The organism is Bartonella sp. AD328YNZD, from assembly GCF_042196425.1.
Window position 1 is genome coordinate 1 of record NZ_JBHIQG010000028.1, and the last position, 15873, is coordinate 15873.

Below are 15873 nucleotides of genomic sequence, written 5' to 3' on the forward strand. Positions count from 1 at the left end.
GGATTCATACGCATTTGTAAAAACATCGTTATTCCCATAATCAAAGGCCATGCACCAATCATAAGAAATGTTGGCGTTGTATATGGCAAGAGACCAAACAAGTTAAAAAGAGAAGTTGGATCAGGTGCCGCTAAATCTTGAATCCAGCCAAAGAAAGGTGCATGGCGCATTTCAATGGTGATATAGAGAACTTTATAAAGAGCAAAGAATATTGGGAATTGAACCAACATTGGCCAACAGCCTGCAAGGGGATTTATTTTTTCGGTTTTATATAGATCTATTATTGCCTTTTGTTGTTTGGTTTGGTCATCGGGATACTTTTCTTTTATTTCTAGCAACCGCGGTTGTATAAGTTTCATACGCGCCATAGATTTATAAGATTTATTGGCTAGAGGGAAAAGAAGTGTTTTTAAGAGCACTGTGACAAGAAGGATGGCGATACCAAAATTTCCTGTTTGCTTATAAAGAATATCAATGAGGGCAAACATTGGTTTGGTGATGAAATCAAACCAGCCCCAATCAATTAAAAGAGCAAACTTTTTAATTTTTAGGTCATTTTGATAATTATTAATAATTTCAACTTGTTTTGCACCAGCAAAAAGACGATTTGTAACAGTTTTTGTTTCATTTGGGGCAATCGTTAAAAGCGACCCTAGCAAGTCAGACTGATAATGCGTTTGCAAACGATCAAAATAAATAAAACGGCTTGTATATTCTTTATTTTGCGGGGGAATAACTGCTACAGCCCAATATTTATCGGTAATACCAATCCAACCTCCTGTTACTTTGGAAAAAGTCATGCTTTTTTGCCCATTATCAGGATTTGGGTCAAGCTCTGCTAAGGTTTTATATTTTTCAGTTTTGAGCGAATCTCCTGCAATACCTATCATACCTTCATGAAGTAAATAGGTTGCATTTGTATGTTCTGGTGGTGCTGCACGTGCAACGCGGGCATAGGACGAGAGATGTATTGGTTGATCACTTTCATTGCTGATAGAATCCTCAATGGTAAACATGAAATGATTATCAACAGAAAGGGTCCGCCGGAAGATTTGTCCTTGTCCATTATTATAAATTAAAGTGATGGGTGTTGAAGGAGTCAAGATTGTATTGCTTCCCTCTATTTGCCATTTTGTATCAGATTGTGGCAAAGCCTTTGCTGGCAAAGACGCACTTGCAAAACCAAATTCAGCAAGGTAGGTTGTTTTGAAGCCTTTAGGATTTAGCAAATCGATTTCCGGTGATTTTTTGTCGACTGTTAAACGATATTTTTTGAGGTGAAGATCATCAAATTGTGCACCAACAAGATTAATAGAGCCTTCCAATTCATTGGTTTTGATCGTAATACGCTCTGTTTTGTCCAATACAGCTTTCCGGATTTCAGGTGTCATGGGCTGTTCGATGATAGATGTAGCTTGATACGTTGAGATATCATCAGAAAAATCTGTCGTGGTAGTAGAAAGGGCTGATTGTTGTTTTGACAATTGCTGTGCGATGATTTGTTGTTTTTGTAACTTTGCTTGTTTGGGAGCAACATGAAGAAATTGCCATGCGATGAGCACTACGAAAGATAAGCCAATAGCGATAAAGAAATTGCGGTTATATTCCATCCGTACACCCTTGTTGTTGCTGATGTTTTATTTTTGGTTTTATTCGCCGATTTAATTCATTAATCAAGGATGTAAAAGGTGCATGTAACACATCACGGTACGCTACAATGACATAGTCTGTTCCTGCTTCCATGTGGTTTGTTACACCAACTCTCACGGCCTCACGCAAGCGCCTTTTAATACGATTACGTTTCACAGCATTACCGTTTTTACGAGTAACAGTGAAGCCTACACGTGCAAAAAGAGAATCTTTTCTTTCTGTTGTTTGTTCACGAGATTTAACTTCGAGCAAAAATAAAGGACCACGTCGTTTTTCTCCTGTACGGACAGCCAAAAAGTCTGCTCTTTTGCGAATACGGCAGGGATGTTTTTTCTTCATAAAAGAATATTTCGCAATTTCATTAAATGCCTGCAAGCAGACATTGTAGGTTCATAATAAAAGTTTCACAACGAAGAAACGATGAGCAATCCTCAACGGTTGTGAAAATTTAAATGGTTAAGCAGAAAGCCGTTTACGTCCACGAGCACGTCTTGCAGCAATAACTTTACGTCCTCCAGCTGTGGCCATGCGTGCACGAAACCCATGGCGGCGTTTACGGACAAGTTTAGAGGGTTGGTAAGTACGTTTCATTTATTTAAATACCGCGGAGTGCGGCCCTTCTTAATCTTCGTTTTATGAGTAGTTATGCGCGAGATAAACAATTTTATCCTATCATACGGCTGTTAACCCATAAGGAAAAATATAAAAAAAGTCAATCTTAGATTGTTTTTCTCTCTCTTGAAAGAATACAAAACACCTTATAACTATTTGTAACGCTTTTTTACAATACTGTAGGAGTGTTAGAAAATAACGATTGAATCTACAGAACATAAATGGCTAGGGCCTTAAAGAATTAAAGAAGGTGTGACTGATTACTGTATGCTCAATTTAAAATATCCTTTAAGATTAAGAGTTTTTTTCAGTTTTTGTTTTTACAAAATTTTTATCAGAATATTCATTAAAGTGGTTGTAGCACAAATGTGATTGATAGGATTTTATAGCAGATTTTATGTTTGAGCTTCTTTATTTTAAGGATGGTTTCATATTTTTAAAGAGATAAGAGATGTATACTTTATAATGCTGAGTAAAGTAGAAAATTATCAGGTGATGAACCTTGTAAGTATTTTTCGTTCTTATGCTTATATTTGCTGGTATTTTTATAGAGAGGAAAGAACATGGATCTTATCACAAGTGAGGCTGTCCGCAACGTATTACGTACAGTCAAAGGACCAGATCTTGAAAGCGATATTGTGTCGTTGGGTCTTCTTTCAGAAATATTGATTGCTGATGGTAAGGTTTTCTTTTCCATTACAGTTCCTGATGGAGGTGTGCAAAAATGGGAATCATTGCGTCGTTCTGCTGAAAAGGTGGTATGTGCTTTGGAGGGAGTGAAATCTGCTGTTGTTACACTTACAGCAGAAAAAATAACAAAGACAGCACCTAGTCGAAGAGCAAATCTCTTACCGATCAAAATGCCCATAGAAGGTGTGAGGCATGTGATTGCTGTTGCTTCTGGAAAAGGAGGGGTCGGGAAATCTACGATGGCAATAAATATTGCCTTAGCTTTACAAGATTCTGGTTTCAAGACGGGGGTGATGGATGCTGATATTTATGGTCCTTCGTTGCCACGTTTGACAGGACTTGTTAATCAAAAACCACAGCTTATTGGAGAAAAAAAGATTCAACCTCTTGAAAAATTTGGACTTAAATTGATGTCGATGGGATTTTTGGTGGAGGAAGAAAAGCCGGTGGTATGGCGTGGTCCTATGGTTATGGCAGCTGTAACGCAATTGTTACGAGATGTTGTATGGGGGCCTTTGGACGTTTTAGTCGTTGATATGCCGCCAGGTACAGGGGATGCACAATTAACGCTTGCGCAACAGGTACAATTAACGGGTGCGTTGGTTGTTTCTACACCTCAGGATCTTGCTTTAGTTGATGCGCGTAAAGCGATAGAAATGTTCATGAAAGTCAATGTTCCTATTTTAGGACTCATTGAGAATATGAGTTGTTTTATCGCTCCTGATACAGGAAAACGCTACGATATTTTTGGCTATGGTGGTGCACGGGTAGAAGCAGAACGTCGAGAGGTCCCTTTCTTAGCAGAAATACCGCTTGATCCAGCTTTACGATTGTCTTCAGATGAGGGCGTCCCTATTTTTGTTGCTAAGTCTAGTGAAGAGCTTGCTAAACTGTATCGTACAATTGTTGATCAAATAAAAAATCAACTCTTTTGAATATATGTTTATTTAAAAGAATTTGCAAAATGCAATCACGAAAGACAGAAAAATGTTGCTTTTTTGTAAGGAAAAGAGGGAACCTTAATGCTTGAGTGGAGTACGAGAGGTGAAACAAACAAAAAATGAGCCATGCACTTGGGTAATCTGAAGGGGGACTCAATCGGAGCGGCTGGAGCAGTGAGGTGGAAAAATATTGGCATTGGTGCGAAAAGAAGAAGATAGAAAATAAAAATAATTTAGGGAAATGGTAAAAGGTTGTAAAAAATATTTAACAATCACTTTTTTGCGATAAAAGCATCTTGAAGATTAATCGGAAAATTTATCCCTATCTACTTAAATTAAAGGGATGGGTGTTTAAAAAGCCCATTTATCTTGCTCTTGAAATATGTATAGCAGGTAATGTTATCAAACCATATTCAAGAAAAACTCAATGAAAATATCAATAACTTTCTCTTATTGAGAGGATAAAAAATGCTGGTCAAGCCTTTTTAGAAGCATTTATTTTTTGAAAAGTAGCTTCAATAGCTGTTGTTAAAGCACGTCTTCCCCCTTGATGAGAAAAACAATTTGACAAAAATTCATTTGTTCCCCCCTTTGTTGAAAACTCTTTTTCAAGGAGTACAAAATCGAGAGATGTAGCACAATCCGTTGCTATAATTTTACGCATTTCATCTGTAAGATTACCAAACATCATGGTAAGAAATTCTGCTGATTGCTGTTGTTTTAACCCCTGTGTTATAAACCATTGATGGGCTGTTTCTATAAAATTAAAATATATGCCCATAAGTGAACCAGCAGTCATAAAAAGATTAAACTGCTCTTCCTTATCCAGCACCAATGTACCCCCCAATGCATCAAATAGAGCGCGTAAAAAGGGATGATCGGGATAAATTGGTGTCAAATTTTTACACTCTGCAACAAAAGGTAGAGGAACAGCACGATAAACTTTATGGTTGATCCATTCTTCTACTTCTGCTGCTTTTGCCATAGCAAGTACGGAAATAACCAGCTGTTCTGGACGAAAGCGAAGAGAACGCAAAACGTTTTCTGCAATTTGGTTAGGCAAGCAAAGAAAAACGTAATCACTCACATCGAGCAACATTTGGTTATTTTCAGCAATCATAACCTTATCATATGTGCGTGAAAGATGCTCTGCTGTTTGTGCATTGCGAGGTGAAACAATAATGGAAGAAACGTCAAAGGTGCTTGTCATGAGGCCATTGACCATTGAAGCACTGATTGTGCCCGTTCCCAAAAAGCCAAGTTTCATTTCTCTTCCTCATTTTTATATTTTAAAAGGAATCTCAATTAACAGTTTATGTGTTTTAACTAACATAGATGCTAATTGAGGAAGCAACACATAAAATAGCAAGAATAATCAAGCCCAAATAGACTTTTGGTTTGTCAAATAGAACAGCAAAAGCAGAAAACCAACCAACAATAGCTGCGGCTAATGCAAATAAAAAACCTGGTTTATTCATAAGAACAATATGCATTGCCATTAAACCACCAATAATTAGCGCTCCAAAAACAATGAGCAAACCTGTTGCAAACTTTTCATAATCATCCATATTTCGCTCCTTATAGTGCTCAAATTGTTACACACTTTTTAACGCATATGCATATAAAAACGAAACGTTTTTTATTGGGTATGGTTAAAATTGGCGCCTCCTCTTATTTATTAGATGTAAAAAATGCGGGGATATGCTGTGGCCAACGCCAAGGTAAAACTGCAATCAAATCAAAACGTACAGACAAAAAGGCATAATCCTTTTGCCGTGCTAGCCAAATATCGGCTGCTGCCTCAATTCGCTTTTCATTTATTCGAGAAACTGCTTCCATTGCTTCGGCTAATGTTGAACGCGCTTTGACTTCAACGATTAAAACCAAATTTCCACGTCGTGCAATTAAATCAATTTCACCACATTTTGTTTTAAAACGCATTTCGGCAATGTGAAACCCTTTGCAACGCAACCACCATGCTGCCAATTTTTCTGCACGAACTCCTCGATAAAAAGACTTTTGTCTCTGTTTTTTTTGTATAGTCTTAATTTTATGCATTTTTTAAAAAATTTAACCGCTGAAAAAGTTCCTGCTTTTTAAAACCGGTCTTTTTTGCAACCAAAGCTGCTGCCTGAGCAGCAGAATGTGTCCGCGAGAGTTCTAATAACATTTCATCAACTTCTTGATCACTCATTACGTTTAAAGAAGATGATGATTCTCCAACAAGTACAACAATTTCTCCACGAATATGTGATTGTTTTTTGTAAGATTCCAACAAATTCCCCAAATTTGAAGCATCCACTGTTTCAAATTTTTTTGTTAATTCACGACAAATTGCGGCAGGTCGATCAGCCGAAAAAAGCGTGACCATATCCTGTAAAGTTTCAACAAGACGATGCGGTGATTCATAAAAAATCAAAGTCGCTGGAATCTCTTTTAATTGTTCCAATCGTTTTTGACGCTGTCGCTTGCGTGCACTCAAAAAACCTGCAAAGAAAAAGCTATCCGTAGGAAGCCCTGTCGGTATAAGAGCGGCTAAAAGAGCTGATGCTCCAGGGATCGGAATAATTTTATGACCAGCTTTACGTGCCTTTTCTACCAATCGAAATCCGGGATCAGAAATAAGTGGCGTTCCCGCATCGGAAACAAGCGCTACCGTTTTGTTTTCTGCCAAAGCGGCTAAGAGCTTCGGACCCGCTTTTTGCGCATTGTGTTCATGATAGAGAAAAGTTTTTTTCTGAATACCATAACGTTGCAACAAAACACGTGTTACTCGCGTATCTTCACACGCTAAAATATCAATTCCTGCAAGCACTTGCAAAGCACGAAGCGTAATATCTGCAAGATTTCCGATAGGCGTTGCTACAAGATAAAGCCCTGGTTCTATAACGGGGGCAGAATAAGCATGCGCACCTATAAAATATGCTCTTTCACACATGCTCTTTTCTTTTCATCAAATTCCCCTCACACAAGATTTTTATTCATACTCATAAGCTTTATAAGCCATTTTTGTTCATTTTTTACCAGTACATTTTTTATCATTACAAAGGCTTACTTTGCTCGAATAGTTGATACTCCCACAATACAATAGTTTTACCTTCATATTCACTAACATTATCATCTGTTTTTCAGCATGATCTTTTTCAAAAAAACAGATTCCAGATGTAGCCAATATCTTATCAGCTCTATAATTTTCTATAAAGTTTTTCCTTCGAGAACAAAAAACAATTTTACCTGTGCCTATATTTCACGCTTGGTTGTGCTCTTTTACAAGCTAAACTTTCTCGATTATTTCCATAACGCCCATCTTTCAAATACTCCATTGATATTCAAACTGTTCTTCTGAGTAAACGTAAGCAGATCCTTTTAAAACACAAACAACTCGCTATATCGTTATTGATCAAATATAAGCCTTTCTTAGAAAAATATTTCATTTTGTCCTATTCTCTTCCCCCTTAACAGATATAAAGAATATCTTAAAAACTTTTAAGATTTATTTTTATCTTAATTATTTGATTTATAATGGATAATTTATTATTTTTTGCCTATAGAGTAGGCGCCTTAAATATCGTAAAATTATCTCATTTTAACGCCTTTTATCATCAATGAATCAAAATCATTTATGTGCATCACAAGGAGGATTTGTGTGTCGTTAAAGACGAGTAAAAAAGGAGTAAAATGCCTTTTTGAGCTCTCTTAAAGCAAAGGCTATCGCAATATTGGAGTTAGCAAAGAAAGTGATGCTGCCAGTTTATACTTTTTATTGCGTTATGGAACTATTCATTGACGAGAATACGTGATATTTTTCTCAAGATTTGTCACGAAAGAATTGTTCGATATGTATTGAGAGCTATCTTTTAAAAATAAATCCATAAATAAACAACACAAGTCTGTTTTAATTTTAGGCGTTTTATTTTTTTGAAGGATATGCTCCTATAAAAAATGCAGGTCATAAAAGCAGGGACAATATGTGATCTCTCTTTTTTAAAAGATAGTGTAATGTTTTTGAAAGTCGTAAAACCGCATGACAAAGATGGAAACGGATTTCTTCCTTTCAGACTTCATATTCTTACTCAATGAAGCAGTCTTTTCGTTTCAGGAATTACTCAAATAGAATATGCAAGATTTTTGCTCAGGATACAAAAGCTGGAATGACTCGCTTTCATTCACCTTTATCTTTCTTAACATATATGCCGCTTGTGTTCGATTTGGATGTTGATTTACAAGTTACAGCGAAAGTACAAGCTTTATAAAGAAAATACGCTATAAAACGCGTAATAGAATGGTCATGAATTGGAAAGACATTTGGGCTTTGTCAGATATTATTTCCAATAATGATAGCGCTTATGGCTTTTTATTCTTATGGTGTTTTTACACATTCTTTGCATTACATCTGTAAAGGTTAGATGCAAGACAATGTATAGCCCCCCCTTGATTTGAGCGTAAAAAGTTGATGTGATACTCAGATTTTGGGTTGTCTTTATCAGTAGAAACATATTGAGATTGATTAAATAAGCATGCTCTGTGTATGCAATATTTTATTTTTTCTACATTCATCCGTGGTCTTCTTTAGTGAAAATTGTTTGGCAAAGGATAGGAGATAAAACAAACTCGAAGCATATCTCCATGGGTTTTATTCTTGGCTTTTTGAAACGATTGAGTTTTCTTATGAGGAGGCTAAAAACATTTTGAATCATGGGGGAGGGAGCAAAGTGGAGCTACAGCTTTGTCTTTGTACAGACTGTTGAGAGTAGAGTCTGTATTTTTATAGCAGAATGGTTAAGATATCTTCATTCTTGTTTTGTTATTAAGATAAAAAATTTTTTATAAAAATATGTTATGTTTTTCTATTGAAAAAAGTTATACGGTGGAGAGAGTCTTTTATATTGAGAATAGAGTTCTTTTTACATTGTGAAAGAACGTATGCAGGAAGGTAATTGATAGATTTCTGATCTGAGGGAAATATTTTTATCCATTGCGTTTTGTATATTTCAATTTTAGGAGAATGAACAATGATTATACATTGGGAAATTACATATTGGGATAGAAGGGGCCTTCATTGCCTTGCGGACAGATCCAAGTGATATTTTGGTTCGGATCTTTGATGTCGCATGTTTTACAATGTATGCAATTTGAAGCGTTTATCATATAAGTCAGATGATCATTATCCTCTAGCCACTCGTAGACAGCGGCGGGGCAATAGTTTGTGGAAGGTCCTCCGTAGATTGCATATTCAGAGTCCTTTTGCTTTTTTAATGAGGCTATTTTTAAATGGCAAGGTTGATTTTCTTCATGATGCGTATTGGAAAGGGCAACACTTGAAAGGCGATCAAAGGTTATAACGCCATCTGGTTTTGGGTAAGAAATGGGTTGAAATTTTTCTGCTGGTTCAAGGCATGCATAATCTTCCTTTCCATGGGAGAGTGTTTTAAATAAGGAAAATCCGAACAGTTGTTGCCACCACATATCAAAACCAGCAAGTTTAATTCCATATTTTGTCCCATATTTTGCCCAGAGCGGTTTGGCATTTCGCACTTTATAAAGATCTTTGCCAATGAGCCCTTTTCGCCATTGTTCTTCGATTTCTTTAACCTCATCATGGGCACGCCCTTGAGCAAGAGCGGTAGCGATTTTATCGGCAGCTAATATGCCAGATAAGATGGCATTGTGTGATCCTTTGATACGAGGAACATTGACAAATCCAGCAGAGCAGCCAATAAGTGCCCCACCAGGAAAGGTGAGTTTTGGTACAGATTGCCAACCTCCTTCGCTGATAACACGTGCACCATAGGAAAGACGCTTTGCACCTTTAAAGATTTTATAGAGTTTTGGATGTGTTTTAAAACGTTGAAATTCTTCAAAGGGAGAAAGATAAGGATTTTTGTAATCTAAGTGCACAACAAAACCGACAGAAATGATATTGTTTTCTTGGTGATAAATAAAGCCACCACCACCGGTATTATTGTCTAAGGGCCAACCCGTGAAATGTTGTACTAAACCGCGTTGGTGTTTGTTGGGATCAATTTCCCAGAGCTCTTTGAGACCAAGACCAAATTTTTGTGGTTCACGATTTTTGCTAAGGTTGAAATGTTGTATCAGTTGTTTTGCAATTGAGCCGCGTGCTCCTTCCGCAATTAAAGTATATTTTGCCAATAAAGCCATACCAGGCATATAATTTTTTCCAGGAGTTCCATCTTTGTTAAGCCCCATATCACCGGTGAGAACACCAATAATCGCTTTGTTATCGTTTTGGATAATCTGTGTTACGGCAAAACCGGGATAGATTTCAACACCCAATGCTTCAGCTTTTTTGCTTAACCAGCGGCAAACGTTTCCAAGCGAAACGATATAACATCCGTCATTTGATAAGATTTTGGGATGCAGAATATTGGGAAATATTGTAGCTTTTTGAGGCTTTAGAAAAAAAAACTGGTCATGGGTAACAGGGGTCGTGAAGGGATGATCATTGTCATTTCGCCATTCTGGTAAGAGTGTATCGATACCAATGGGGTCAATAACTGCGCCAGAGAGAATATGGGCACCAACTTCGGTCCCTTTTTCAACAATTGTGACAGAAAGCTCAGGATTAATTTGTTTCAAACGAATTGCGGCAGAAAGCCCTGCAGGTCCTGCTCCGACAATGACTATGTCAAACTCCATACTTTCACGTTGGTCATGTAGAGGTGTTTTCATGGCTTATAAAGCTTTCTCCAATTCTGGAATAATTTGGTGGAGATCACCTACAAGGGTGTAATCGGCAATTTGCATGATGGGAGCTTCTTCATCGTTATTAATGGCAACAATAATTTGTGCATCCATTATACCGGCTAAATGCTGGATTGCACCGGAAATGCCAACGGCGATATAGAGTTCAGGGGCAACGACCTTTCCTGTTTGTCCAATTTGCCAATCATTGGGAGCATAGCCTGCATCCACTGCTGCGCGGCTGGCACCTAAAGCAGCATTTAATTTGTTTGCAAGAGGAAGAAGCAGGTCCATAAATTTCTCTTGAGAACCAAGACCACGCCCGCCTGATATAATAACACGGGCTGAGGTGAGATCAGGACGATCACTTTTGTTTGTCTCTGCTTTTACGAAAGAAGAAAGATTTGGATTGGGAGCTGGTGTTATTGTTTTAATGGGAGCAGAATTATTTTGGGAAGGCGTTGGGGTGAAAGAAGCGGTGCGAACTGTTATAATCTTTTTATAATCATTGGTGCGTACAGTTTCAAATGCATTGCCTGCATAAATTGGTCGTTTGAAGGTATCGGGTGAAAGAATGGCGGTAATATCTGAAATTTGCATAAGATCAAGAAGAGCTGCTACGCGCGGCATCACATTTTTCCCAGTACTGTTGGATGCTGCCATGATCACATCATAATCATTTGCTAACGTGAGAATTGTATCTGCCATAGGCTCGGCAAGTTGATGGGCTAAATAGTCTGCTTTTGCAATAAGAACTTGCCGCACACCATCAAGTTTAGCACTGTTTTCCGCTATCGTTTGAATTTTTTCTCCGCAAACCAGAATATCGATATCATTACTGAGTACGCGTGCAGCGGTGAGTACTTTTGCTGTTTCTTCTGTATTATGATCGGCCAGTAAAAGAATTGCCATAAGTTTTTACCCTTTTATGTAAGTGTTGCTTTTACTCTAGTGGAGAGAATATTAAATGCAGTTCTTTTGTTTTAGCGCACTGACAAGCTCTCCTACATTAGCTACTTTAATACCGGATTGACGGGGTTTGGGTTCTTCAACGCTTAAAATTGTTAAGCGTGCTTTCGTATCGATGCCAAGATCAGTCAGCGCTTTTTGTTCAATGGTTTTCTTTTTTGCTTTCATAATATTAGGGAGAGAGGTGTAGCGCGGTTCATTGAGCCGTAGATCGGCGGTCATAACCATGGGAAGGGGAAGAGAAAGGGTTTGTGTTCCATTATCAACTTCACGAATAACTGTAGCATGCCCATTTTCTATGTTAAAATGTGAGGCAAAAGTTGCCTGTCCCCACCCAAGAAGAGCGGCGAGCATTTGTCCTGTTTGGTTGCTATCGTCATCAATCGCTTGTTTTCCTAAAAAGACCATATCAGGTTTTTCTTCATCAACTATGGCTTTGAGAATCTTAGCAATTGCTAAGGGTTCAAGTGTTTGATCCGTGGTGACAAGAAGTGCGCGATCAGCCCCCATTGCAAGTCCTGTTCGTAGAGTTTCTTGGGCTGCTTCTGGTCCGATTGAAACAAGAATAACTTCTGAAACTTTACCGGATTCTTTCTGGCGAATTGCTTCCTCTACGGCTATCTCATCAAAAGGATTCATAGACATTTTTACGTGAGACAGATCAACGCCTGTGCTATCGGGTTTGACACGTATTTTGATGTTATAATCAACAACACGTTTGATAGCGACAATTATTTTCATGATGATCCTCTTTGTTGTATGATTACAAGTTTATAGCAATACTCATAAGAAACAAAATTGTTTAGAATGAAGTCTTATTTATAACTTGTGTTTTCTTTCATATAAGCTTTTTTTACGTTTACTTGTACTTTCTTGTTGTCATTTTCAATCTTCATATCTTCTGCATTGCCATAATTGCCTTATTTGCTTGAATAAAAAGTAAAAAAATCACTCTGTCTTATGAGAATATTTTTTTCATTTTATATGCTCTGTTTATGATGGCGCATCAGGGGCTTTAGGCAATGAAAAAATTAAGTGAAAAAAATAAAAATGGGGGAATGATTTTGCTCTTCAAATCTTGAGGACAAAAAAATAGAGATTTTTCTTTCAAATATTTTAAATAAAGATTGGGGCGAAATATTTCTAACAAAAAAGTTTTTGGGCGTTCTTAAAGCTCTATTTACTAAAATAGAGCACACTTTATTCATCATTTGTGCGATTCTTTTCAAAAAGGTTAATGAGGGGTAAGCGTTTGTGAATACGAAGGGTCATACGATCAACCAGCCGATCAATCAGGTTAGGAATGATAAATTCTCTTCTTTTATTGAACAGAAGGAGAGAACGGATGCGCCTATGGATGTAACGATGTCGGATATTGCTCAAAAATTACGCACTGTTCATGCACAAATGCAAATGAAGCATTCTTCCCGTTCTTTGATAGAGCAGGGGGCTTTAGAAGAGCATTTTAAATCTTACTTAGATGATATTAGTCGGGCCATTTTGGCTGAATATTATATCCGTCGTCAAAGAGAAAAAAAGCTTTTCGAATCTTTAGAGCAGATTAAAACAATTGTTCAAAGTTTACAGAGTGAAAAAAAGAGCTTAGAAGAAGCAGCGGTAACACGACCGGTGTCTCGTTCAAAATCACCTGATTCTGTTGTACAAAAACTTGCTCATATGGAATATGAGGGAAATAAAGAACGCTTATCACTTCAAAAGGTTCAAAATTTTTCGAGACAAAACGGTATAATTCCACTCCAAACAAATGTTAAAAATGTGGCGCAGAAAGAAAATAAAGGCTCTTTGCCAAGTGATACTATGAAGCCTTCTTTTAAAAAGGTTGAGGGAGCCGTAGAGTGTGCTTCGATAGAAAAAAAGGATATGGGTATTCAGGCACCTAATCGTGGCATTGAGAACGATTTTTCTTCTTTAAAGGCGCAGCCTCAAGAGAGTGTTTCGTTTTTATCTCATTTGGTAAAAAAAAGTGTTCTTTGTTTTTTAACCGTTGCATTTATGGTAGCGATAACGTTATGTCTTTACAGCGTTTTAAAAGGAGCGCGTTTTTTTTAGTTTTTATGATGTTGATGTTAATAGATATGAAATGTATTGCGCATTCGTGGATTATGCGAAAGTTGTATAGCAATTAAAATTATCCTTTTAAACACGCAACAGAGATTATTGGAAAAGAGGATAATTGGAGAAAGATTCTCTCAATTGTTAAAAAGCCTCAGATTATCTTGAAGGTTCTGTAAGTGAGTATTTATTTACCAATTGCTGAAATGTCTCTCAATATGCTGATTTTGATTGGTATGGGAGTCGTTGCTGGTTTTTTTTCTGGTCTTTTTGGAATTGGGGGCGGTTTTCTTATCACTCCTTTATTGATTTTTTATAATATCCCTCCTGCTATTGCTGTTGGAACAGGTGCAAATCAGATGATTGCGTCATCTGTAACAGGAGCGATTACCCATTTTAGAAGACGTACGCTCGATATCAAACTTGGTATTCTTTTGGCGATTGGAGGAGGGGGGGGATCTTTAATCGGGATTCAGATTTTCTCTGTTTTGAAAAAAATAGGTCAATTAGACTTAATGATTTCTCTTCTTTATGTGATTCTTCTTGGAAGTGTAGGAAGCTTGATGATTGTTGAAAGTTGGTATGATATGATGCGCAAGCGTAAGGCAGGAAAAGCCAATATTCGTCTTGCTGGTCGACATAACTGGATTCATCGCTTACCGTTAAAAATGCGTTTTCGGACATCTATGATCTATGTCAGCGTTATTCCAGTTTTAGGGATTGGTCTCATTGTAGGGTTGTTGTCTTCTATTATGGGAATTGGTGGGGGGTTCTTTATGGTACCAGCATTGATTTACCTTCTGCGTGTTCCAACCAATGTGGTGATTGGAACTTCACTTTTTCAGATCACATTTGTGTCTTCTTTCACGACAGTTTTACAAAGTATGACTCATCAGTCCGTTGATATTGTCCTGGCTTTTTTATTAATGCTGGGAGGAAGTATTGGTGCGCAATATGGAACACGGGCTGGACGGAAGTTAAAGGCGGAACAATTGCGTATGGCACTTGCGTTTTTGGTGTTGATTGTGTGTATGCGTCTTGCTTTTCAATTATTTATACGCCCCGATAATCTTTTCTCTCTGGATATTCTTATGAGATAAAAATGGGTAGATTATTTTCTTTATGCATCATTACAAGTTGCTTTTGTTTTGTTTCTTTTTCTACATGGTCACATGTTGGGACGACAGCGACATTCGTTGATCAAGTTGATCACGAAACTGTTCAAATTATCGTAACAACAAATACGATTACTGTGGATGCAAATTTTGCTGGTCGTGATCTTTATATTGCTGGTGTTTTGGAAAATATTGATCCGTTATATGCTCGACAAAACCGTTATGATGTTGTTGTGAGCTTGGAGGGACAAGAGCGGACAATGGTGATGCGAGAAAAAAAACGTAATGCCGGTGTTTGGGTTAATACAGATTCTCTTATTTTTAAAAAGGTTCCTCTTTTTTACTCTATGGTCACAACACGTGAAATTGACGATATTACGAGTGTTGAAGATTATAAACGCTTGGGGTTAGGATTACTTTATTTGCCATTGCAGACGGATGAAAAAGATCAGAAAAAAATACAGATCTTTCGCGATGAACTTATAAAACTGCAAAAAGCCAAAAGCCTTTATTATGAGGAAGTAGGGGGTGTTCGTTTTGGTTCTGACACGCTTTTTACTGCACATTTTCGTTTACCAACCAATATTCCTGTTGGACATTATAAGGTTCGTGCTTATCTTTTTCGTGATGGTCAGTTTATTGATAGTACAACAACGACTCTTGAAATTGTTAAAGCACATATCGCTTATACAATTTTTTACGCAGCACATAAGTATCGTTTCTTATATGCTATTGTTGCGGTGATCATTGCTGTTACCACAGGATTTTTATGTCGTTTGATTTTTCGAAAAGACTAGCGCAAGGAAAATGTTGAGGCTTTTATTTTTTATGAAAAATGCGTAAGATAAGAAAGATAGGCACAACAACAATCGCTCCCGTCATGGTGATATGAAAGAAGTTTGTGAGCGTTATAAATCCTGTTGCCCATAGAGACTGAAAAAAATCTATAATTTTCTGTATGAGACTTTTGGGTGTCCATCCCAAAAAATTCATTATGATGCCAATAAAAAATGAAAGGATGAGCAATTTTAAACTAACATGGTGGCTTAATGTGCCTCCAAGAAAAGCACGAAAAGAATCTGACAATTTTTTCTTTCGGTTCATTTTAATATACTTTC

General features: G+C 37.3%; 15 protein-coding genes. 4 read left to right on the forward strand and 11 right to left on the reverse strand.

The features are described 5' to 3' along the window. From yidC to rpmH, 3 genes are all read right to left on the reverse strand, one after another. Positions 1-1610: membrane protein insertase YidC (yidC, locus tag ACFIO3_RS02640; RefSeq protein WP_375704081.1), on the reverse strand; the 1610-nt coding region annotated here is incomplete at its 3' end. After that, positions 1600-1989, reverse strand: coding sequence for a ribonuclease P protein component (gene rnpA, locus ACFIO3_RS02645; RefSeq protein ID WP_375607297.1), 390 nt, complete (start codon positions 1987-1989; stop codon positions 1600-1602). The genes rnpA and yidC, both read right to left, overlap by 11 nt. Before the next feature lie 117 nt (positions 1990-2106). Continuing rightward, positions 2107-2241, reverse strand: coding sequence for a 50S ribosomal protein L34 (gene rpmH, locus ACFIO3_RS02650; protein ID WP_005864709.1), 135 nt, complete (start codon positions 2239-2241; stop codon positions 2107-2109). 584 nt (positions 2242-2825) lie between these two features. Here rpmH and ACFIO3_RS02655 point away from each other — a divergent pair. Further along, positions 2826-3887 (forward strand): Mrp/NBP35 family ATP-binding protein, encoded by a 1062-nt coding sequence (locus ACFIO3_RS02655; RefSeq protein ID WP_375607296.1) that lies wholly within the window; start codon positions 2826-2828, stop codon positions 3885-3887. A gap of 481 nt (positions 3888-4368) precedes the next feature. Here ACFIO3_RS02655 and ACFIO3_RS02660 read toward each other — a convergent pair whose 3' ends face one another. The 7 genes from ACFIO3_RS02660 to ACFIO3_RS02690 all read right to left on the reverse strand — a co-directional run bounded on the left by ACFIO3_RS02660 (position 4369) and on the right by ACFIO3_RS02690 (position 12308). Next, positions 4369-5160 (reverse strand): pyrroline-5-carboxylate reductase, encoded by a 792-nt coding sequence (locus ACFIO3_RS02660; protein ID WP_375607295.1) that lies wholly within the window; start codon positions 5158-5160, stop codon positions 4369-4371. A gap of 55 nt (positions 5161-5215) precedes the next feature. Next, positions 5216-5461, reverse strand: coding sequence for a hypothetical protein (locus ACFIO3_RS02665; protein ID WP_375607294.1), 246 nt, complete (start codon positions 5459-5461; stop codon positions 5216-5218). A gap of 103 nt (positions 5462-5564) precedes the next feature. Further along, the gene (locus ACFIO3_RS02670) at positions 5565-5933 is read right to left on the reverse strand and encodes a YraN family protein (protein ID WP_375607304.1); all 369 of its coding nucleotides are present in this window, start codon (positions 5931-5933) and stop codon (positions 5565-5567) included. A 10-nt stretch (positions 5934-5943) separates the two neighbouring features. Next, positions 5944-6831, reverse strand: coding sequence for a 16S rRNA (cytidine(1402)-2'-O)-methyltransferase (rsmI, locus tag ACFIO3_RS02675; protein ID WP_375607293.1), 888 nt, complete (start codon positions 6829-6831; stop codon positions 5944-5946). A 2093-nt stretch (positions 6832-8924) separates the two neighbouring features. Further along, on the reverse strand, positions 8925-10586 hold the full coding sequence (locus ACFIO3_RS02680) for a 4Fe-4S dicluster domain-containing protein (RefSeq protein ID WP_375615363.1): 1662 nt from the start codon (positions 10584-10586) through the stop codon (positions 8925-8927). 3 nt (positions 10587-10589) lie between these two features. Beyond that, positions 10590-11510, reverse strand: a complete 921-nt coding sequence (locus ACFIO3_RS02685; RefSeq protein ID WP_375615362.1) for an electron transfer flavoprotein subunit alpha/FixB family protein — start codon at positions 11508-11510, stop codon at positions 10590-10592. 51 nt (positions 11511-11561) lie between these two features. Continuing rightward, positions 11562-12308, reverse strand: a complete 747-nt coding sequence (locus ACFIO3_RS02690) for an electron transfer flavoprotein subunit beta/FixA family protein (RefSeq protein ID WP_375607290.1) — start codon at positions 12306-12308, stop codon at positions 11562-11564. Between the two features lie 513 nt (positions 12309-12821). Here ACFIO3_RS02690 and ACFIO3_RS02695 point away from each other — a divergent pair. The 3 genes from ACFIO3_RS02695 (at position 12822) to ACFIO3_RS02705 (ending at position 15552) form a co-directional block, all read left to right on the forward strand. After that, positions 12822-13637 (forward strand): hypothetical protein, encoded by an 816-nt coding sequence (locus ACFIO3_RS02695; RefSeq protein ID WP_375704082.1) that lies wholly within the window; start codon positions 12822-12824, stop codon positions 13635-13637. A gap of 182 nt (positions 13638-13819) precedes the next feature. After that, the gene (locus ACFIO3_RS02700) at positions 13820-14740 is read left to right on the forward strand and encodes a sulfite exporter TauE/SafE family protein (RefSeq protein ID WP_375687756.1); all 921 of its coding nucleotides are present in this window, start codon (positions 13820-13822) and stop codon (positions 14738-14740) included. 2 nt (positions 14741-14742) lie between these two features. Then, a complete protein-coding gene (locus ACFIO3_RS02705) occupies positions 14743-15552 on the forward strand; it encodes a TIGR02186 family protein (RefSeq protein ID WP_375607287.1) in 810 nt (269 codons plus the stop codon). A 22-nt stretch (positions 15553-15574) separates the two neighbouring features. Here the strand turns inward: ACFIO3_RS02705 and ACFIO3_RS02710 are convergent, their stop codons facing one another. After that, positions 15575-15859 carry a DUF6460 domain-containing protein gene (locus ACFIO3_RS02710; protein ID WP_375607286.1) on the reverse strand — a complete coding sequence of 95 codons (285 nt, stop codon included), beginning with the start codon at positions 15857-15859 and terminating at the stop codon, positions 15575-15577. Positions 15860-15873 lie beyond the last annotated feature (14 nt).

What these genes read in the sequence shown, in the direction of transcription:
- rsmI (WP_375607293.1), bottom strand. Translation starts at nt 6,831, where the DNA reads ATGTGTGAAAGAGCATATTTTATAGGTGCGCATGCTTATTCTGCCCCC.
- ACFIO3_RS02710 (WP_375607286.1), bottom strand. Translation starts at nt 15,859, where the DNA reads ATGAACCGAAAGAAAAAATTGTCAGATTCTTTTCGTGCTTTTCTTGGA.
- ACFIO3_RS02665 (WP_375607294.1), bottom strand. Translation starts at nt 5,461, where the DNA reads ATGGATGATTATGAAAAGTTTGCAACAGGTTTGCTCATTGTTTTTGGA.
- ACFIO3_RS02660 (WP_375607295.1), bottom strand. Translation starts at nt 5,160, where the DNA reads ATGAAACTTGGCTTTTTGGGAACGGGCACAATCAGTGCTTCAATGGTC.
- ACFIO3_RS02680 (WP_375615363.1), bottom strand. Translation starts at nt 10,586, where the DNA reads ATGAAAACACCTCTACATGACCAACGTGAAAGTATGGAGTTTGACATA.
- rnpA (WP_375607297.1), bottom strand. Translation starts at nt 1,989, where the DNA reads ATGAAGAAAAAACATCCCTGCCGTATTCGCAAAAGAGCAGACTTTTTG.
- rpmH (WP_005864709.1), bottom strand. Translation starts at nt 2,241, where the DNA reads ATGAAACGTACTTACCAACCCTCTAAACTTGTCCGTAAACGCCGCCAT.
- ACFIO3_RS02655 (WP_375607296.1), top strand. Translation starts at nt 2,826, where the DNA reads ATGGATCTTATCACAAGTGAGGCTGTCCGCAACGTATTACGTACAGTC.
- ACFIO3_RS02690 (WP_375607290.1), bottom strand. Translation starts at nt 12,308, where the DNA reads ATGAAAATAATTGTCGCTATCAAACGTGTTGTTGATTATAACATCAAA.
- ACFIO3_RS02705 (WP_375607287.1), top strand. Translation starts at nt 14,743, where the DNA reads ATGGGTAGATTATTTTCTTTATGCATCATTACAAGTTGCTTTTGTTTT.
- ACFIO3_RS02685 (WP_375615362.1), bottom strand. Translation starts at nt 11,510, where the DNA reads ATGGCAATTCTTTTACTGGCCGATCATAATACAGAAGAAACAGCAAAA.